Origin of the sequence: Paraburkholderia sp. BL9I2N2 (genome assembly GCF_004339745.1) — a bacterium.
GTDB lineage: Bacteria > Pseudomonadota > Gammaproteobacteria > Burkholderiales > Burkholderiaceae > Paraburkholderia.
Map to the genome: position 1 here is coordinate 3,588,599 of NZ_SMGP01000001.1, position 18,653 is coordinate 3,607,251.

Annotated in this window: 19 protein-coding genes and 1 pseudogene; 9 read left to right on the forward strand and 11 right to left on the reverse strand. The window is 64.5% G+C overall.

The features are described 5' to 3' along the window. Positions 1 to 20 precede the first annotated feature (20 nt). Positions 21 to 1,002, reverse strand: a pseudogene (locus tag B0G74_RS16535) (glycosyltransferase family 4 protein). On the opposite strand from B0G74_RS16535, the gene B0G74_RS46665 reads away from it, so the two are divergent. Then, positions 958 to 1,179, forward strand: coding sequence for a hypothetical protein (locus B0G74_RS46665; protein WP_243658276.1), 222 nt, complete (start codon positions 958 to 960; stop codon positions 1,177 to 1,179). The pseudogene B0G74_RS16535 and the gene B0G74_RS46665 overlap by 45 nt on opposite strands. 761 nt (positions 1,180 to 1,940) lie before the next feature. Here the strand turns inward: B0G74_RS46665 and B0G74_RS46670 are convergent. After that, entirely contained in the window at positions 1,941 to 2,390 is a 450-nt protein-coding gene (locus B0G74_RS46670; RefSeq protein WP_243658210.1) for a hypothetical protein, read from the reverse strand. Here B0G74_RS46670 and B0G74_RS16540 point away from each other — a divergent pair. Both B0G74_RS16540 and B0G74_RS45790 read left to right on the forward strand, forming a co-directional pair. Next, positions 2,359 to 3,900, forward strand: coding sequence for a hypothetical protein (locus B0G74_RS16540; RefSeq protein WP_243658211.1), 1,542 nt, complete (start codon positions 2,359 to 2,361; stop codon positions 3,898 to 3,900). The two genes, B0G74_RS46670 and B0G74_RS16540, sit on opposite strands and share 32 nt — an antisense overlap. Positions 3,901 to 3,941: 41 nt before the next feature. Next, positions 3,942 to 4,100: a hypothetical protein gene (locus B0G74_RS45790; protein WP_165923871.1), complete on the forward strand. Its 159-nt coding sequence runs from the start codon at positions 3,942 to 3,944 to the stop codon at positions 4,098 to 4,100. Between the two features lie 347 nt (positions 4,101 to 4,447). On the opposite strand, the gene B0G74_RS16545 is transcribed toward B0G74_RS45790, so the two are convergent. The 4 genes from B0G74_RS16545 to B0G74_RS16560 all read right to left on the reverse strand — a co-directional run bounded on the left by B0G74_RS16545 (position 4,448) and on the right by B0G74_RS16560 (position 9,352). Further along, the gene (locus tag B0G74_RS16545; RefSeq protein WP_132375937.1) at positions 4,448 to 5,932 is read right to left on the reverse strand and encodes an MFS transporter; all 1,485 of its coding nucleotides are present in this window, start codon (positions 5,930 to 5,932) and stop codon (positions 4,448 to 4,450) included. 86 nt (positions 5,933 to 6,018) lie between these two features. Continuing rightward, positions 6,019 to 7,248 carry a CaiB/BaiF CoA-transferase family protein gene (locus B0G74_RS16550; RefSeq protein WP_132375938.1) on the reverse strand — a complete coding sequence of 410 codons (1,230 nt, stop codon included), beginning with the start codon at positions 7,246 to 7,248 and terminating at the stop codon, positions 6,019 to 6,021. Further along, entirely contained in the window at positions 7,245 to 8,222 is a 978-nt protein-coding gene (locus tag B0G74_RS16555; protein WP_132375939.1) for a hydroxymethylglutaryl-CoA lyase, read from the reverse strand. The genes B0G74_RS16550 and B0G74_RS16555 overlap by 4 nt, the downstream gene beginning before the upstream one ends. A 236-nt stretch (positions 8,223 to 8,458) precedes the next feature. Then, positions 8,459 to 9,352, reverse strand: a complete 894-nt coding sequence (locus B0G74_RS16560) for a LysR family transcriptional regulator (protein WP_132375940.1) — start codon at positions 9,350 to 9,352, stop codon at positions 8,459 to 8,461. A 265-nt stretch (positions 9,353 to 9,617) separates the two neighbouring features. On the opposite strand from B0G74_RS16560, the gene B0G74_RS16565 reads away from it, so the two are divergent. After that, positions 9,618 to 10,265 (forward strand): LysE family transporter, encoded by a 648-nt coding sequence (locus tag B0G74_RS16565; RefSeq protein WP_132375941.1) that lies wholly within the window; start codon positions 9,618 to 9,620, stop codon positions 10,263 to 10,265. Positions 10,266 to 10,347: 82 nt separating this feature from the next. On the opposite strand, the gene B0G74_RS16570 is transcribed toward B0G74_RS16565, so the two are convergent. Continuing rightward, positions 10,348 to 11,250: an EamA family transporter gene (locus tag B0G74_RS16570; protein ID WP_132375942.1), complete on the reverse strand. Its 903-nt coding sequence runs from the start codon at positions 11,248 to 11,250 to the stop codon at positions 10,348 to 10,350. A 63-nt stretch (positions 11,251 to 11,313) separates the two neighbouring features. On the opposite strand from B0G74_RS16570, the gene B0G74_RS16575 reads away from it, so the two are divergent. Both B0G74_RS16575 and B0G74_RS16580 read left to right on the forward strand, forming a co-directional pair. Next, a complete protein-coding gene (locus B0G74_RS16575) occupies positions 11,314 to 12,258 on the forward strand; it encodes a LysR substrate-binding domain-containing protein (RefSeq protein WP_132375943.1) in 945 nt (314 codons plus the stop codon). A gap of 118 nt (positions 12,259 to 12,376) precedes the next feature. Beyond that, positions 12,377 to 13,165: a sulfite exporter TauE/SafE family protein gene (locus tag B0G74_RS16580; RefSeq protein WP_132375944.1), complete on the forward strand. Its 789-nt coding sequence runs from the start codon at positions 12,377 to 12,379 to the stop codon at positions 13,163 to 13,165. A gap of 45 nt (positions 13,166 to 13,210) precedes the next feature. Here the strand turns inward: B0G74_RS16580 and B0G74_RS16585 are convergent, their stop codons facing one another. From B0G74_RS16585 to B0G74_RS16590, 3 genes are read right to left on the reverse strand one after another with little or no spacing between them, the layout of a single operon-like run. Further along, complete coding sequence (locus tag B0G74_RS16585) at positions 13,211 to 13,459, reverse strand: hypothetical protein (protein WP_132375945.1); 249 nt, start codon at positions 13,457 to 13,459, stop codon at positions 13,211 to 13,213. 47 nt (positions 13,460 to 13,506) lie between these two features. Beyond that, complete coding sequence (locus B0G74_RS45795; protein ID WP_165923872.1) at positions 13,507 to 13,668, reverse strand: hypothetical protein; 162 nt, start codon at positions 13,666 to 13,668, stop codon at positions 13,507 to 13,509. A 38-nt stretch (positions 13,669 to 13,706) separates the two neighbouring features. Beyond that, positions 13,707 to 14,060, reverse strand: a complete 354-nt coding sequence (locus B0G74_RS16590; protein ID WP_132375946.1) for a BON domain-containing protein — start codon at positions 14,058 to 14,060, stop codon at positions 13,707 to 13,709. A 605-nt stretch (positions 14,061 to 14,665) separates the two neighbouring features. Here B0G74_RS16590 and B0G74_RS16595 point away from each other — a divergent pair. From B0G74_RS16595 to B0G74_RS16605, 3 genes are all read left to right on the forward strand, one after another. Next, a complete protein-coding gene (locus B0G74_RS16595) occupies positions 14,666 to 16,150 on the forward strand; it encodes a TAXI family TRAP transporter solute-binding subunit (protein WP_132375947.1) in 1,485 nt (494 codons plus the stop codon). Positions 16,151 to 16,243: 93 nt separating this feature from the next. Beyond that, positions 16,244 to 16,894, forward strand: coding sequence for a 2-hydroxychromene-2-carboxylate isomerase (locus B0G74_RS16600; protein ID WP_132375948.1), 651 nt, complete (start codon positions 16,244 to 16,246; stop codon positions 16,892 to 16,894). 139 nt (positions 16,895 to 17,033) lie between these two features. Then, complete coding sequence (locus B0G74_RS16605) at positions 17,034 to 18,014, forward strand: LysR substrate-binding domain-containing protein (RefSeq protein WP_132375949.1); 981 nt, start codon at positions 17,034 to 17,036, stop codon at positions 18,012 to 18,014. A 63-nt stretch (positions 18,015 to 18,077) separates the two neighbouring features. On the opposite strand, the gene xdhC is transcribed toward B0G74_RS16605, so the two are convergent. Beyond that, on the reverse strand, positions 18,078 to 18,644 hold the full coding sequence (gene xdhC / locus B0G74_RS16610; protein ID WP_132375950.1) for a xanthine dehydrogenase accessory protein XdhC: 567 nt from the start codon (positions 18,642 to 18,644) through the stop codon (positions 18,078 to 18,080). Between the last annotated feature and the right edge of the window lie 9 nt (positions 18,645 to 18,653).

Consider the following 18,653-nt stretch of genomic DNA (forward strand, 5'->3'; position numbering starts at 1 on the left):
ACCGGCCGGTCCGAAAGACGTCAGGCCGAAACCTGTAGCTGAACGAACTTGCGCGCGATCGTCATGTAACGATCCGCGGTGTCGTGCAGCGTGTAGCCGGCCAGTTGCCGGTTCGCGCGCGGCGTGTCGAGCGCGTGCAGCAGCGCGCGGCCGTAGGCTTCCGGGTCGGTCGTATCGACCAGGTTGACGCCGGCGAAAGCGCTCGCAAAACCGAACGAGGGAATCCGGCTCGCCACAACTGGAATACCCGACGCAAGCGCCTCGAGAAAACCAATGCTCTGCGCTTCGAAACGCGACGGCATCGCGAAGACACGCGAGGCGCGCAGAATCGCGGCGACGTCGGAACGCGGCCCACTCACCGTCACCTTGCTTTCCAGGCCGAGCTGACGAACGAGCGACAGCACCGCCCTGTGATAGTCGAGATCTTCGACAACGCCGCAGAACAGCAGATGCGCTTCCGGCTCCGATTGCAGCACGCGCTCGAACGCGCGGATCGTGTCCAATTGGCTCTTGCCTTCGATATAGCGGCCGAGCTGGACGATCTGCTTCGGGTGCATGCCGATATCCGGCGCGACAGCGTCGTTGGCTTGCGCGAACAATTGCGCGTCCACGCCATTCGGAATCACGACCATGGACGGATGCCGGCCAATCTCACGAAGGTAGTCGTCGATATTCTGCTGCGACACGCCGATGATCGCTCTCGCCCGTCGCGAGAGGAGGCGTTCGGCCCGCTTGAGCGCGCCGTTCTCGAAGTCGTTGACGCCGGAATGCATCACCCACGCAATTGGCGTGTGGACCGGCAGGAGGCGCACATACAGCGCGGCAAGCGTGGCGTGAGCCACGATGAAGTCGGGCCGGAACCGCCGTACCACGCGATACAGGTGCAACAGCTTTCCCCACCCTGCCGTAGCGAACCTCGGGAAACAGACACGTGACGCCTGCCGCCTGAAGTTCCGCGTGAATGGCGGCGAAATCGTCCTGCTCCGGGAGCAGCGACGTCATGCAGACATCATGGCCACCGCGCTGATGATGAATGGCCAATCCTTTTACGAGTACTTCTGCTCCGGACAAGCGCGGTGCATGAACCAGTTGAAGAATCCTCACGATTTATCTCTCTGGATAACCGCCTTTTTTGCGCAGCGGAGGGATGCCGCCCCCGTTATTGCAGACCCCAAATAACGTCGGCATCCATCATCGTGTATCGCGCGTTCCCTTTCGCGGAGCGCGTCAATGGCTCAGTAAAACAGCGACCGTTCCGCTGCGAAGTCCATGTCGCGAGGAAACGTTACACCCAAGGCCCAGCACTTTTACGCCAACCCCAAGAGCATTTCGGCGGGTCAATGAGCGCTAGCGCCCATTTCTCAGTCGATTAGCCGAGCCAGATAGTTAGGCATCCGTTTCAAATTATTGCGACCCCAATTCGTTATGGCGAAAAAATACTGGTTTCGCCTGACGGATCTTTTAGTGTGATCAAAGCAATTAGTACTGCATTAATGTTCATACGTAACGACTCGTTACTTCTTTTAAACACACTAATGCGTATTGTTGCGGTCGATTCTTCCCAAATTGAGCTTTTCTAGCTTACAGGACAGTAAAAAATTCATCGGCTCGCGCCGTGAATTCATGTACTGCGATCTGAATCGCGCTGTTCCTCAACTCGCTGGCCGTTTTCGTCGTACCTTCCCCGGTCGTCCGATTCCGCCAAATCCGCTTCTGTCAGCGGTTCGGTTTCGTATGACATGAGTTTCTCTGCAGAGAAATGCGTTCGGGGCCGACATCCCGGGAAGGCATCACCTTCGCGCAGCCGCAAAGCCGCGCACACAGGACGCCAGTGTCGAAGCCTCGGTCATCGGCTGGCTTGCAAATGAACCCCGATGTTCGCTCCACCTCCCGACGCGCTTTGCGCGAGGACACGGACGAAGCATCAGCTAACGCATTGCTTACAGATTGATGAAATCGCACCTACTCGCACTCTCGACACTCTCCCTTGCACTCGCCGCATGCGGCGGCGGTGGCGGCGGCAGCACCACCGGCACCGCGGCAAGCCAGTCCAACGGCAACAGCAGCAGTTCGAACAGTTCGGCCAGCACGCCTGCCGCTAACAACCCCAGCACCGGCACCACTGCGCTGAACGCCACGGGCGGCACCGCGGCCATGAGCTGCGCCTCGCCCTCCACGTCGGCCGGCTCGGGCAGCGCGACGATCTCCGCCGATACGCCCAGCGCCGACGGCACGCGCATCTTCGCGGCCGGCAGCACCTTCCAGCTCGCCTTCAACACCAACGCGCCGAGCGCGGACACGCTGAACTGGGCCGTCACCGACACGCTCGGCCGCGTCGCCGCGAGCGGCAGCACCGCCGTGCCGAGCGGCGCGAAGACCATCACGTTCAATTGCACCTCGACGCTCGCCGGTTATTTTGCGGCGACGGGCACGCTCGCCAAGAACGGCGGCCAGTTGCCGCAAGCCGGCACGCGTCCGGTCGGCATCGCGAGCTTCGGCGTGACGCCGAACCTGTCCGGCGTCGTTCCGGCCGTCACCTACGCGCGCCAGGAACAGCATCGCTTCGGCATGCAGGGCGCGAACGACAACGGTCCGCTGCTTGCCGCGCTGGGCATTTCGTCGACGATCGACGACCGCCAGCTCTCCACCATGGAACCGAACGGACCGAACACCTTCAACCCGTCGGCCAGCAATCTCGATTCGTTCTACAAGAGCGGCAACGTGATGCGCCTGATCCGCCTCGACGGCATTCCCGCCTGGGCGAGCAGCACCGGCGCCTTCCAGGACGACACCACGCTGCCGACCGATATTTCGTACTACCAGAGCTATATGAGCCGTGTCGGCACGGAATCGAACGCGATTCGCGCCGCGTACTTCCCGACCCAGTCGGCGAACTACTATCAGGTGACGTGGGAACCGAACCAGATGTGGACCGATACCGACGCCAACTTCGTCGCGTTGTACAAAGCGGTCTACCAGGGCATTCATTCAACCGATCCGCACGCGATGGTGATGGGCCCGGCCGATGCTTTCCCGAGCCTGACCACGACGCACCTGAAACGCCTCGCGCCGCTCGGCTTCGGCCAATACATCGACGCGGTCGCCACGCACGGTTACTACGACGCGGGCACCTCGCCGTCGCACCCGCCTGAGCGTTACGACAGCGACCCGTCCACCGCGGATGGTTCGTTGCGCGGCCAGATGCGCAACCTGCGCACGGAGATGGCCACCGACTATCGCACCGGCATGCATCTGTTCTCGACGGAAGCGGGCATCAGCTACGACCTTGGCAGCTCGTACGGCCCGAACTATCCGACCGCGAACGTGCTGTACGCACAAGCGGCGGTCGCGGCGCGCATGCACATCATCACGCTGGGCGAAGGCGCGGATCAGACCTACGTGTTCTACGGCGCGGACTATCCGGATGAAGTCGGCTACGGCACCTTCTTCGACCTGAGCGATCCGCAAGGTGCGTTCGGCGCGTCCAACATCAGCCCGAAGCCGGTTGCCATGGCGATCAGCGCGATGACGCACACGCTCGACGGCACCACGACGCTCGGTCCGGTGAACGGCACGCCGACCGGCGTGTACGCCTACGCGTTCCAGCAGGTGGGCAACGGCGCGGTGGTCACCGCTTTGTGGGCGCACAACAACAACGTGTGGAGCGCGAGCACGGGCTTCAGCTCGACCTATAGCGTCTCGTACAGCCTCAACGTCGATGCGCCGGGCACGAGCGGCACCGTGAAGGTGGTCGACATGATGGGCAACGCGACCAATGCGAATTACAGCAACGGTGTGGTGACGCTCAACCTGACCGAATCGCCGGTGTATGTGGTGTCGAACAATGCGTCGGTCGCCAAGGCCAACGCGACGACGCCGGTGGGATACGTCGCCATGTAAGTTGCGCGTTTGATGGACCCGAATTCGGGTACGCGGCGGACATGAAAAACGTCAGCCGGCTCGTGGGCCGGCTGACGTTATTTTTTTGGACGCTCGAAACAGGCAAGGCATGTTCGGCGTCGAGATCGAGTCACGATGTTCTCGTGGCGCTGGCGATTGCTTTCACGCGCTGGCAAGAACCGGTCAGATTTCTTGCATGACTTGTGCCCCGGCCAAACTGCTGGGCCTGATGTGAGCTTCGCCCGGACCACAGCCAGGCAAGCGCCTTAAAAACCAGAAACCCCAACATAAAGCACAAAACAGGCGCACACTACCTTATTGCTCCCCTGCGGAGCAAAAACCGCCAATTTGGGAGTCCATCATGGCAAAAGGTCAAATGCGCAGTAACCGCGAAGTCAAGAAACCGAAACAGGCGAAGAAACCCCAACCCGCCACTTCGCCATCAGGCGCGCCGCCGATTCGCATAGCACCGAGCGTGTCAGCGACCCAGAAGAAGCACTAAAGCGAGCAAGCCCGCCCCATACAGGCGGGCATCCTCGTCGACAAACTACTTCGAAATATCCTCCAACGCCACGTCCCGCGTCTTCGGCCCAAGCGTCCCAATGGCCAGCATCACTACCGCCATCGCGCCGGAGATAAACACGAACACGCCGTCCACGCCGAAGCGGCTCAAACATCCCGCGATCACGAACGCGGAGAACATCGCCGAAATCCGGCTCCACGAATAAACGAATCCCACGGCCCGCGCCCGAATGCTAGTCGGAAACAACTCGGCCTGATACGCGTGGTAGCTATACGAAATAATATTTCCCGCTAGCACGAGACACACGCCCAGGCTCACCAGCAACACCGTCTCGCGCGCCTGGCTGAACGCCAGCCCGCACACCACGTTGACCGCCGCCATGCAGATGATCACCGTCTTGCGCTCGAAGCGGTCGGCGATCAGCAATCCCAGCAATGGCCCGAGCGGTGCGGCAATCGCGATGATGCTCGCATACATCAGACTCGTCGTCACCGTAATACCCTGCTTGATCAGCAAGGTCGGAATCCAGTTTGCGAAGCCGTAATAGCCCATTGTCTGGAACACGTGAAAGATGATCAGCATCAGCGTGCGCTTGCGATACGGCGGCACCAGCAGATCTCGAAACGCCGCCCGTGCGCGCACCGGTTCGGGCGAGGCCGGCTCCGGCAACGGCCGTCCGTATTCGCGCGCCACGCGTGCTTCGAGCCGCGTCATGATCGCGTCCGCTTCGTCGATGCGGCCTTTCTGCGCGAGCCAGCGCGGGCTCTCCGGCAAACGCAGACGGATCCACCACACCACGATCGCGCCGACCACGCCGGTCAGCACGACCAGACGCCAGCCATCCAGGCCGAAGTAGCGATGCGGCACCAGCAGATACGAGAGAAACGCGACGATCGGCACCGCGCAAAATCCCACCGCCTGTGAACACGCCGACGCGCGTCCGCGCACATGCTTCGGCACGAGTTCGGAAATGTACGTGCCGATCGTGACGATCTCCACGCCAATGCCGATCCCCGCAATGAAGCGCCACAGGTTGAGCCCGAGCGCCGTGTCCTGGAACGCCATGATGATATTGGCCGCCGTGTACCAAAGCAGCGACCACGTGAAGATCGCGCGCCGGCCAAAACGGTCGGCGAGAAAGCCGCACGCCGCCGTGCCGATGAACAGGCCCGCGAACAACGCCGCGATGAAACTCGCCACGCCGCTGGTGCCGAACAGACCGTGCGTGGTCGCGGTGAGAATGCCGCTGCGCACGAGTCCCGGCGCGATGTAGCCGGAGAACATCAGGTCGTACAGTTCGAAGAAGAGCCCGAGGCTCAGCAGCATCACCAGCTTCCAGATCGAACGCGTGGCCGGCAGGCGGTCGAGCCGCGCGGAAATACGCGCGCCATCGAGCGCGATTTCGTCCGCGCGGCCGTCCGCCGACGCACCCGCGCCAGAGGGCAAACCGCCGAGCGCGCCGGCATCGCCGACCGCTGTTGCATACACCGCATGATTCGACGACTTCATCGTCTGTCTCCTTTGTCCGGTCTTGCGCCGGATGAGATTGATTTGATTGCGTTCCATGCATCGAACGCCGCGCTCATGCAACGGCCTCACGCGGCTTCCTGCGGCGCCTGCTTCGACCCACCGCCCAGCGCCACGATCTGCGCCTCGTCGTAGCCCAGATCGCGCAGCACTTGTGCGGTGTGCTCGCCGATCTTCGCGATCGGTTGACGTGGCTGTAGACGCGCGCCATCCAGTGAAATCGGCAGTAAAGGCATGCCGGTTTCGCTGCCGTCATCGAGCGTGAGCCGAGCAAGACCACCGCTCTGGTTCAGATGCGGATCGTCGAACAGCTCTTCGGGTTTCGTGATCGACGCGAACGGAATGTGGTCGCGCTCGAACTGGGGCGCGAGCGCCGCGCCTTCGAACTGGCTCAGCGTTTCGCCGAGTGTCTTCAACAGCCATTCGCGCGCCAGCACGCGATCGTTGTTGCTGGTGAGGCGCGGGTCGGCCAGCAGATCCGCGCGGCCGAGAACCGCGCACAGCGCGCGCCACTGTCCGTCGCCGGTCGCGGCGATGAACATCTGCTCGTTGTTGGCGAGCGTGAACACGTCGTACACGGCCCATGCGCTGATGCGCTCGGGCATCGGCGCCGCGGGCACGCCGGTCGCGGCGAACTGCTGCATGTGCTGCGCGGACAGCAGCACGCAGTTCTCGAACAGCGCGCTCTGCACTTCCTTGCCGCGTCCGCTCGCATGCCGTTCGTGCAGGGCGGCGAGCACGCCGATCGCGCCGAACATGCCGCCCATGATGTCGTTGACCGAACTGCCCGCGCGCAGCGGACGGCCCACCGGCCCGGTCATGTAGGCGAGGCCGGCCATCATCTGCACGACTTCGTCGAGCGCGAGACGATGTTCGTACGGACCGTTCAGGAAGCCCTTGTGCGAGACGTAGATGAGCTTCGGATTGCGCTCGCGCAACGTCGCGTAGTCGAGACCGAGGCTCGCCATGCGGCCCGGTTTGAAGTTCTCGACGAACACGTCCGCGGTTTCGACCAGCTTGTGCAACGCGGCCAATCCCGCTTCGCTATCGAGGTCGAGCGCCACGCTCTTCTTGTTGCGATTGAAGGTACGGAAAAAGCCCGCGCCGGTGCCGAGCAAACGGCGCGTACCGTCGCCGCGCGGCGGTTCGACCTTGATCACTTCAGCGCCGAGATCGCCGAGAATCATCCCGCAGGTCGGGCCCATCACCATATGCGACAACTCGATCACACGAATGCCCGCGAGCGGCAGCGCGCCTGGCTGCGGCAAAGAAGTGGAAGTAGAGGAAAGCGGATTCATTGCAGTACCTGCGAGTCGGAGGATTCGAAAGTTTGACGGGCGGCGCTGAACTGCTTCGGCAAGCCGGCGCGCGCCAGATAGCCGTACAGCGGTTCGCCGGGCAAAGCGTCGGCGAGCACGGCGCGCGACGCGAGCAGAAGGTCGAGGTCGATGCCGGTCGTGTAGCCCATGCTGTCGAGCATGAACACGAGGTCTTCGGTGTTGACGTTGCCGGTCGCGCCCGGCGCATGCGGACAGCCGCCGAGTCCGGCCAGCGACGCGTCGAATTCGCGGATGCCGTGTTGCAGCGCGACCAGTGTGTTGGCGAGACCGAGGCCAAGCGTGTCGTGGAAATGCAGCGAGCGCAGCCTGCCGCCCGCGACGTTGCGCACCAGTTCGATGATCTCGCCGACCTGGCGCGGCGTCGCTTCGCCGGTGGTGTCGCCGAGTGCGATCACATCGGCGCCTGCTTGCACCGCGGCGCCGGCGATCGCGGAGATATCCGCGTACGGCACCGCGCCTTGCAGCGTGCAGCCGAACACCGTCGACAACCCGGCGATCAGTTCGACGCGCCGCCCGCCCGCGTGTGCCGCGCCGTCGATCAACTCGCGCATCGCCGCGAACGCATCGATCATTTCCACCGGCGTCTTGCGCACGTTCGCGAGGCTATGCGCGGCGCTCACCGAAATCGGCGCGACGATCCGATGCACGCCGCATTCGAGCGCTCGTTGCGCTCCCTTCAGATTCGGCACCAGCGCCGTGACGACCAGATCGTCGTAGGTGAGCGCGTGGGCGATGACTTCGTCGGCGTCGGCCATCTGCGGCAGCAGCTTCGCCGGCACGAAGGACGCGACTTCCATATGGCGCACGCCAGCGGCATACGCGGCGTCGATCCAGCGCCGTTTGAACGCGGTGGGCATCGTGCGGGCGATGCTTTGCAGACCGTCTCGCATACCGACTTCGGTCACGACGACGCGCTCCTGGGTGTCACTCATGGTCTTGAATCCCGGTCTTGAATGCGGTGGAGAATGAGGGGAATGAAGCAACTGAGTGACAGCGTGCCCGCGCATCGACGCGCGGCAAAGTCTGCGTTGGCGACGTACTCCATCGCCGCTCGCGATGGCGGCTCAGGCAGGCCGGACGGGCGTGAGCCGTCGCAAAGGGGAAACCCTTAAGGGCTTTTCAGAGGGAGGAGAGCAGGCAGATCGCGGCCGGGTTTCAGCTCAGACACTCAGCCCGCGTTCAGCAGATGATCGAGCAGATGTGACGCCGCGAGCGTGAGCGCCTGACGGTCGCGCATGCAAATCACGAAGCGCCGTTCGGCCCAGGCTTCGCTCAAGGGCACGGCCATGATGCCGTATTCGTCGGCGGCGTGACGCGGCAGCGCTTCGCGCGGCAGGATCGCGACGGCGAGGCCGGCCTGAATGAAACGATAGGCGGCGTCGAACGTCGATACGTAGGTGCGATAGTTGAGTTCACGGCCCTTCTCTACCGCGATGCGCTGCATCAGTGCATTCACCGAGGCGTTCGACGAGAGTCCGAGGTGGTCGAACGCCAGCGTCTGCTCGAAGCTGACCGCGCCCTCGCCCGCGAGCGGATGGTCGCGCGGCACGATCAGCGCGAGATGATCGGCGCGATAGGGCAGCGCGTCGAGACTGCCCATCGGCACGACATCGCGGCAAATGCCGAGATCGGCGACGCCTTCTTCCAGCCCTCGAACGATTTCCGCGCTCACGCGCTCTTCGACGTCCACGCGAATTCGCGGGTTCGCCTTTAGAAACGCCGAGAGCGCCTCAGGCAGAAACTCCACCATCGACGAAACGTTTGCCAGCACCCGCACATGGCCGCGCGCGCCGGCCGCGTATTCACTGAGTTCGGCTTGCAGGCGTTCGTGGCCGCGCATGATGAGCCGCGCATGCCGCAGCAGCGCCTCGCCGGCGGCGGTCGCGCGCACGCCGCGCTGGCTGCGCGAGAGCAACGCGACATCGACCAGCGCCTCGAGATCCGCGAGCCGCTTGCTGACCGCCGACGGCGCGATGAACTCGCGTTCGGCCGCGCGCGCGATCGTGCCTTCCTCGCACACGGCAATGAACAAGCGCAAGGTCACCTGATCGATCTGCCACATGAGCGGGCGTGCTCCCAAGGTCTGAAGTGGGAAAATTATGCCCGACGATGACGGCGGCCGAGGCCATCTCAGGGTATCCACCGCGGAGGTTGCTTGGCTTGCTTGCGTTGCTTGGGCTGATTGAGCCGCTTTAACCCGCGATCATTCCCGCACTTGCCCGGCTTTTCCGGTCTGGCTATGCTGAGGGCCTTGCCGGCCGCGAGCCTCTGCGCAGCACGCGAATCGCGGCACGAACCAGAACAATCGACCAGAACCAGAGATAGCCATGTCCACCACCAGTCTCTTCCTCACCGCCGCAGGCGTCGGCCTCGCGATTGCCGCGCCGGTCGGCCCGATGGGCATGCTGTGCATCCGCCGCACGCTGACCGGCGGTCCGCGTGCCGGGCTAGCCATCGGTTTCGGGATCGCAACCGGCGACGCCGCTTACGGTCTGATCGCGGCACTCGGCCTCGTCAGCATCTCGCAGTTCATGCTTGCGTACGACCGGCCCTTGCATCTGCTCGCCGGATTGTTCCTGTTGTATCTGGGCGTGCGCACGCTACTGCAGAAAGCACCCGCCGACGCGTCGAACGGCGACAGCAACGGCAACGGCAAGCTCGCGCAAGTGGGCCGCGCCGGTGCGCTGCGCGCCTATGCGAGTTCATTGCTGCTCACGCTGACCAATCCGCAAACGGTCATCATGTTCGCGGCACTGTTCACGACGCTCGCCCCGCGCGGCGCGTTTTCATCGAGCATCGCGCTGACCACGGTAGGCGGCGTGTTTTGCGGCTCGATCGCGTGGTGGTGTTTCCTCGTGACGGTGGTGTCGCTCGCGCGTCATGCGATCGGCAGCAAACTGCGCGTTGCCATCGACCGGATCGTCGGGTTCACGCTGGCGGCGTTCGGCGTCGTGGAAATTCGCCGGGCGCTTTGAGCAAGTGTCCGCGCACAGCACCACGTGTTAGCGCTGCGGCTGGGTCGGCGGCTACGGTTGAGCTGAGGCCTCAGCCTCTGCCTCACGAGCGCCCGCGCAACGCCACGAGCACCACACCGCAGATCGCCAGCAAACCACCGCATAGCGTCGCGAGCCCCGGGCGTTCTCCGGTCAGCAGCGCGGACAAGACTGTCGCCACGGCCGGCGTCAGATAGAGAAAATTGGCCGCGCGCGCCGCGCCGAAATGACCGAGCGCGAAGGTCCACGTCGCATAACCGAGCGTCGCGGGAAACACGCCGAGCACCAGCACCGCCTGCAGCGTCCCGCGCGGCGCACCGTCGAGTGAATGCACCGCGCCCGGCAACCAGGGCGTCAGCAGCAGCGCGCCGGCCAGCAATGTGTAGGCGGTGCAGGTCAACGCGCCGTAGACCGGAATCAGACGCCGCTGCAGCACGAAGTAACTCGCGGAACACAGCGCGGCGCCGAGAATCAGAGTGCTGCCCGCGCCGAGCGTCAGCCCGCCCGGCTGGCCGCGCGCAATCACTGCGATACCCGCCAGGCTTATCAGCGACCCGAGCCATCCCCAGCGGTTGAAACGCTCGCCGAGTACGACGGCCGCCAGCAGCGCCGTAAAAATCGGCAGCGTATTGACGATGAAACTCGCCGCGCCCGCGGCCACGGTCTTTTCACCGGTATTGAGCAGCGCGTTGTAGAGCGCGATGCCGAGAAAACCGCACAACGCGAAGCGCAGGCCATCGGGCCATGTCGGCAGACGCGGGCGCCGGTAGGCGAGCCACGCGAGCACCAGCAGCGCCGCAGTAGCGAATCGCGCGGACGCCAGTTGCAAAGGCGGCAAGCCCTGCAATCCGATCCGAATGAATGGAAAAGCGGATGCCCACGACACAATCGTGAAAGCGACCGCACCTGCCGCCAACAGCGGCTGACGCGCAAAGCGCGAGGGACGAGGCGAAGTGAGTGTGTTCATGCCGCGATCGTGCCTCGGTATGAGCTGCTAAGCTAGAACACAAATGAACACCGTGATGTGAATATGGCTCACACCTCGCCACACGCCGCGGCCGCGCGGCCGCCGCTCGCCAGCCTCGAAACCGTCTGCCACGTGGCCCGCGAAGGCTCGTTCCTCGCCGCTGCGGAAGCCGCCGGACTCACGCACGGCGCGATCAGCCGGCGAGTCGCGGCGGTAGAAAACTGGCTCGGCATGACATTGTTCGAACGCCATGCCCGCGGCGTGCGGCTGACACCGGACGGGCAGCGTTTTGTTGGGCGGATCGAGCAGGCTTTCGGCATTATCGACAGCGCTGCGGACCAGTGGCGTTCGCCGCGCAGCCCGCAACTGGTCAAGCTGAGCGTGGTGCCCGCGTTCGCCAAGCTGTGGTTCTTCGAGCGCCAGGCGGCGTTCGAAACCGAGGCGCCGGCGCTGCGCATTCAACTCGACATCGACCATCGCAACGCGGACATCGTCAGCGGCGACGCGGATCTGGCCATTCGCTACGGGCGCGGCAACTGGCGTCATCTGGAGGTCAAGCCGTTCCTGCCGGAGAAGCTCTATCCGGTGGCGCATCCCGCACTGGCCGCGCAACTGGCGAAGCAGCGGCATAAGCGCGGCGACGCGGCGCTGCTCGACATGCCGCTGCTGCACGACTCGGACGTGACAGGCTGGCGCGCATGGTTCGATGCGCTGGACATGCCGTTGAAACCTCGCGCGCAGGACCGGCGCTTCGAAGACTACACGCTGGTGCTGGCCGCCGCGGAAGCGGGACTCGGCGTGGCGCTGGCACGCGTGCCGCTCGCCGACGCCTATCTGCAGCGCAGCGGCCTCGTACGCGTGAGCCGCCATGAAGTCGCCTCGCCGCTGACCTACTACTTCGTGCATGCGAAAGGCGAAAACCGGCCCGAAGTCCTCGCGCTGATCGATCGTATGCAGGCCGCGCAGCGCACCGCTTCATACGCAAACGCGGCAGTTTTGCGACAATAGCGGCTTTCGCCGCGCCGCGGCGGCCTTTGCGCCGCCCTCCATCGACTGTCGAAGGCCGGCGCGCCGGCCTTGCCGCCTCTAACCCGTCCAATCCACCCGACCGCCAGCGGTCCGCTCAATGGCACTTCCCCACATCGATCTGCTGTACTCCGTCTCCGGCCTGTTCGTCGGCTTTCTGGTCGGACTGACGGGCGTCGGCGGCGGCTCGCTGATGACGCCGATCCTGGTCCTGCTGTTCAATGTGCACCCGGCCACCGCGGTCGGCACCGACCTGCTGTACGCGGCGGCCACCAAGGCCACCGGCACGCTCGTGCACGGCCTGAAGGGCTCCGTCGACTGGCAGATCACCCTGCGCCTCGCCGCCGGCAGCGTGCCGGCCGCCACGATCACGCTGATCCTGCTGCATCGTTATGGCATGGACACGCCGGGCGCGAGCCGGCTGATCCAGGTCGTGCTCGGCGCGGCGTTGCTGGTGACGGCGGTGGCGCTGGTGTTTCGTCCGCAACTCGCGGCGCTCGGCGCGCGCAAACAGCGCACGCCGCGTCAGGGACGCACGCTCGCGCTGACCATGCTGACCGGCGCGGTGCTCGGCGTGCTGGTGTCGCTGACTTCGGTCGGGGCGGGCGCGATCGGCGTGACGGTGCTGTTGCTGCTGTATCCGCTTTTACCGACCACGCGCATTGTCGGATCGGACATCGCGCACGCGGTGCCGCTCACCCTGCTGGCGGGCGCCGGCCATTGGCTGCTGGGCTCGATCGACTGGTCGATGCTGCTGTCGTTGCTGGTGGGATCGCTGCCGGGCATCGCGATCGGCAGCTATCTGTCCTCGCGCGCGCCGGACGCGCTGCTGCGCAACCTGCTCGCCGCCACGCTCACACTGGTCGGCGTACGCCTCGTGCTGGCCTGAAACGCCCTAAGGATATCGACGCACGGCGGCGCGAACGTCCAGCGGCTACTTGAAGAACCGGCAGGTCAGATCGGCTTCGAACTGCCGGATCCATTGACCGTGACGATCGTGATAGGACTGCGCCCAGCCGCCGCGCCGCACGGTGACGAGGCGCTCGTGCGCTTCATCGCTCGGATCCGCGCAGGCACTGATGTCGAAATGGACCGGTGCAAAACCGTGCCGCGCGCACACCAGTTCGAAAGCCGCCCGATCGCCGATGGGCAGATCGGTATAGCGCAAAAGCGAGGTGTCCATGACGTTGACTCCGGTTCCTTACGCATCACAGTACGCTTTGCAACGCGTCAGCAGTGTGTCACAGCGCACAGACGGACCGTGGCCGCGCCGCCGTCCCATTCGAAACGGCGAAGCCCCATCATCGCCGCTTCAATAATCGCCAAATAAATAAAAAAAGGCTCCGGTTTTTTGCCGGAACCCTGGTGCACGCCTGCATCACGATGGCGCATGACGGCGTGAGCCGTCCGCGCCAGGTGCCGCAGCCTGCTTACTGCTGCACAACGGTCAGCTTGTTCGACACCGACGTCACGCCGGCGACGCCCTTGGCCGCCTGGCCGGCAGCGTCGATCTGGCCTTGGTCAGGCACCGAACCCGTGAGGGTCACCGCGCCGCCACGAGCACGCACGGCGATGTTCGACACGTCGACGCCCTGTGTCTTGGCCAGCGCGCTACGCACCTTGCGGCCCAGCTGGCTGTTCGCCTTCTTGGTCGACTTGGCGCTGGCAGCCGGCGCGGCGGTCGTGCCGGTTGCCGTTGCGTCGCTTGCCTGAGCGTACACATTGCACGCCACCACCATTGCCACAACCGAGCCCAGCGTTTTCAGAAAACCGACCGATTTCATAGCTTTTCTTCTCCTTAGCTTCACATTGGACCGCATATACAAGCGGCTTCGTTACGACTACCGGCAGCCATGCTGGGCGCGCACGACAAGGCGCGGCCGAGCAACGGCCGACTAGGGCTGTAACACGATGTGCGAGAGGCGAGAGAGGCCGGTTGCCGTTGCCGCCTGCGATGACCGATGACGGGCATGCAGTGCGGTACGAAACCGGCAAGCCGCGAAGTCCGCCGACGCGCCCGGTTCTTGTGTGTCGTGCCGGGTCGCGCCGCGCAAACATCTGTTCGCGGCAGCGATGCACAATTTAATCTAGCCGGGCCAGAAGCGCAAAGGGTTTAGTCGGGTTTAGTCACACTCGAGATGCGAATCGCGTCAGACGCGCGGGCTGTCACGCCACGTTCACGATTTGTTACGGGTTTGTCGGCGCTGGCAGCCGCCGCGCGTTCCGCCGTGCGGTGAATCTCAGGTACCATCGGCGCGACGCAAGCTGCCGCGCGGCTTGCGTGCCCTTCGCGGCAGCCTGGCCACAAGCCGCGCGTGCTTCGCACCGCTTTGCGCGCGGCGGAGCGCCGTTCCTGTTCACTTTCGACCGTAGCCCGTCACGTCATCCGATGAAGCCAGCCTCCGGCCGCAAAACCCCTCCCCGTCTCGTCGCCCGTTTCGTCGCGATCTCCTGGCGCGATCTCGCGGTTTCGTTCGGGCCGATCCTGCTGATCGCCGCCGTCGCGATCTGGTTCGCCGTGCGGCTGATCCAGCCCGCGCCGCCCAGCACGCTGACCATCAGCGCCGGCCCCGAAGGCAGCACCTTCTGGACCGCAGCGCAAAAGTACAAAGCGATTCTGGCGCGCAACCGCATCACGCTGAACGTGCTGTCGTCGGAAGGTTCGCTGCAGAATCTCAAGCGGCTGTCTGATCCGAAGTCCGGCGTCGATGTCGCCTTCGTGCAGGACGGCGTCGCGCCCGGCGCGGCGGCCGACGGGCTGATGTCGCTCGGCAGCGTGGCCTATGTGCCGCTCGCGATCTTCTATCACGGGCCGACCGTCACGCGGCTCTCCGAGTTCAAGGGCCAGCGGCTCGCAGTCGGCGCCGAAGGTAGCGGCACGCGCGAACTGGCGCTCGCGCTGCTCAAGGCGAACGGCATCGTGCCGGGCGGCGCAACCAAACTCCTGCCGCTTTCGGGCGACGACGCCGCCGAAGCACTCGTCTCCGGCAAGGTCGACGCGGCGTTCCTCGCCGGCGATTCGGCGCAACCCGCGGTGATGGGCAAGCTCTACCGCACGCCGAACGTGCAGTTCTACGATTTCTCGCAGGCCGACGCCTACACGCGGCGCTTTCCCTACCTCACGCAACTCGAAATGCCGATGGGCGCGTTCGACCTCGGCAAGAACCTGCCGTCCGCGCCGATTCATATGGTGGCGCCGACCGCCGAGCTGGTGGCGCGCGATTCGCTGCATCCCGCGCTTTCCGACCTGCTGATCGAAGCCGCGCGCGAGGTGCACGGCAAGGCGAACATCATGCAGCGCGCCGGCGAATTCCCCGCGCCGCTCGCCCACGATTTCCCGGTCAGCGACGACGCCGCGCGCTACTACAAGTCCGGCAAGAGCTTCCTCTACCGCATCCTGCCGTTCTGGCTCGCGAGTCTCGCTGACCGCCTGCTGGTGGTCGTGGTGCCGCTGATCGTGTTGCTGGTGCCGGCGTTGCGTCTGGTGCCGTCGCTGTATGCGTGGCGGGTGAAATCGCGCATTTATCGCTGGTACGGCGCGCTGATCGCGATCGAACGCAGCGCGCTCAGCGACCATTCGCCCGCCGAGCGCGCGTCGCTGATCGAGCGGCTCGACGCGATCGAGGAGTCGGTCAACGGTCTGAAGATGCCGCTCGCCTATGCGGATCAGTTCTACGTGCTGCGCGAGCATATCGGCTTCGTGCGCCAGCGGCTCATGCAGGCCCGAGACGCCCAGCGCGACGACGCCGCCAACGAAGCGGAAGGCGCGGAGAACGGATCGGACGAAGCAGGCGCCGGACCCACGCCGCCCGCCGCGAACGAAGCGGCTGAAATCGGCGAAACGCGCGACGACCACGACGCGAAACCATATTGACGGGTGCAAGCCGCGGCTGCACCGCGTAAGATCATTACAAATCCGACGGTGCAGCAGACGCGCCGTGCGGAACCGGCAATTCGGGAGACATTTATGACCGTTGGCATCGACGCCAGGCAACCGCTGTGGTTCTACGACTTTGTCTCGCCGTTTACCTACCTGTTGCTGGAGCAACACGACAAATGGCCGGGCTTCGACTTCGTGTTCACGCCGGTCGTACTGAATGATCTGTATCGTCACTGGGGACAGCGGCCGGCTTACGGCGTGCCCTCGAAACGCACCTTCCTGTACCGGCACGCGCTGTTTCGCGCGGAGCAACTCGGCATTCCGTACAAGATGCCGCCGGCGCATCCGTTCGATTCCATGAAGCCGTTGCTGCTCGCCACCGCGGCGAATGGCGACATCAACTTCGTGCGCGAGATTTTCCGATTCATCTGGCGTGAAGGCCGCGATCCGTCCACTGACGAAGCCTTTGCCGAGTTGTGCGACCGCGTCGGTATGCCCGACGGTCCGGAGATCATCAGAAGCGCAGCCGTGCTGGCGCAATTGCAGCGCAACACGGCGGATGCGATCGGCCTCGGCGTGTACGGCGTGCCGACCTTCTTTCTGAACGATCAATTGTTCTGGGGGGAGGACGCGTTGCCCATGGTGCTGTATTGCGCGCGCACGCCGAACTGGCTCGAATCGAGAGAAGTCAAACGGATCAGTTCGCTGCCGTCGGGGCTTGCGGACATTCAACCGTAGGCGATACGTAAGCGTAAAGCGGGCCTAAGGTTATGACCTTCGCGCCGTGCGCGTTGGCGTTGCGCTCTCACGAGACTCTCGCGGGCGGCTCCGTACGACGCCTTATCGAATGATCCGTTTGCCCCGCCTCGCTTAAATCATGGACGACACCGCCGCCTCCCTCGATATCTGGCTCGTGCGCGTGCTGCGCACGCTGCTGGTCGAGCGCAGCGTCACGCAGACCGCGTTGCGTCTGAATCAGACCCAGCCTGCCATCAGCACCGCGCTGCGCAAACTGCGCGAGACGCTGAACGACCCGATCCTCGTGCGCGGCAAGTCGGGCATGGTGCCGACCGAATACGGCGAATCGTTGCTGGCTTCCGCGCAGCGCGTGCTGCGCGAAGTCGATTTCGTCGCGACACCGCATGGCGACTTCGATCCCGGCCGCTCGCGCCGTACGTTTCGCGTGGCCGCGCCGGATTATCTGAACGACTTCTTCATGCCGACAGTGATCGCGCAGTTTCGCGAGGCGGCGCCGCACGCGCGGCTTGAGATCGATTCGTTGAGCCCGATGCTCGATCATTCGGCCGCGCTCGATGCCGGCGAACTCGATCTGGTGATCGGCAACTGGCCGAAGCCCGAGCCGCGCTTCGAGCGCAGCGATCTGTTCTCCGACACGGTCGTGTGCATGATGCGCGCCGATCATCCGCTGACGCGCATGCCGTTGACGCGCGAGGCGTATCTCGCCGCGCCGCATCTGGCGCCGACGGCCTATAGCGGCGCGAGCAGCGGCGCCATCGACATTGGTTTCGCGCGGGCGCGCGCCGAGCGCCGTATCGTCGCCACGCTGCCCTACTTCGGACTGGTCCCGCAAACGCTGCTGCAATCCGATCTGATCTTCACGACCACGCGCCGCTTTGCGATGCACTACGCGGACATGCTGCCGCTCGCGGTGGTCGATGTGCCGATTCCGTTTCCGCGCATCAAGTGCTATCAGTTGTGGCATCCGCAGCCGGACCGGCCGAGCGATGTCGGCTGGCTGCGTACGCTGATGTCCGAGGTGTCGGATACGCTGGTCGCGCAGAAGGTGCGGCGCGCGAAACGGGCGCCCAAAAAGGAAACGTCAGCCGCGATGGGCTGACGTTTGGGTTTGCAGTGCGATCGGCGGCGGTTGAACGCCTTCGTCTTGATCGACTTCTAGCTATCAGACACTCGCGCAGAGCTGCTGCGTTGCGAGCTGCGCCACGACCGGCCGCGTACGAATCTGCAGCAACTCCGCGCACACCGCCACGGCGATCGCCGAAGGCGCCTTATCGACGATACCGGCCACGCCGATCGGACACGTCATCTCCACCAGCCGGTCCAGATCCACGCCACGATCGAGCAAGCGACGCTCGAATTTCACGCGCTTCGTCTTTGAACCGATCATGCCGAAGTAGGTGAAATCGCGCCGCCGCATGATGCGTGCGGCGAGCGAGAAATCGAGCGCGTGATTGTGCGTCATCACGAGAAAGTACGCGCCGGGCGGCGCCGTATCGACGATCGCGTCCGGCGTGTCGGTCGCTTCGATCTGCACGTTGGCGGGCGTTTCGTCGGGGAACAGTTCGTCGCGCTCGTCGACCCACTGGACGACGCACGGCAAGCTGCCGAGCAGCTTGATGAGCGCGTGTCCGACGTGCCCCGCGCCGAACAGCACGATATGCATCGGCGCCGGACGCGGCGTCTGCACGGCGCTGCGTCGGCCGATCTGAACGGATGAAAAATCGTTCATGGCGATCAT